The organism is Rhizobium sp. PRIMUS64, assembly GCF_023006465.1.
Taxonomy (GTDB): Bacteria; Pseudomonadota; Alphaproteobacteria; order Rhizobiales; family Rhizobiaceae; genus Rhizobium; species Rhizobium leguminosarum.
This window is the reverse complement of record NZ_JALBGX010000396.1, coordinates 1-223: the sequence shown is the minus strand read 5'-3', so window position 1 is coordinate 223 and position 223 is coordinate 1. Positions and strand designations below refer to the sequence as shown.

General features: G+C 57.4%; 1 protein-coding gene. It reads right to left on the bottom strand.

The features are described 5' to 3' along the window. Positions 1-223 (bottom strand): nitrogenase component 1 (locus MOV76_RS39720; protein ID WP_309506952.1); only part of this gene is annotated, 223 nt, incomplete at both ends.

The window sequence follows — 223 nt, the reverse complement described above, 5'->3', positions numbered from 1 at the left end:
CAACGGCGTAGACGAAGTCAGGATCGCCGTAGATCGCGTATTTCTTCCCGTGCAGCCAGGCTTGGCTATCTGCCATAGCGTCGACGAGACGGCCGCGTTCCAGGCCGATTGTCGGAGGAATTTCCTTGCCGGTAATCTCCGAGACCTTCATCAGGAATTCGTCGGTCGCCTGAACACCCAGCGGATAATGGAACGAAGCCGTAACCTGACCGACCTCCTTGCA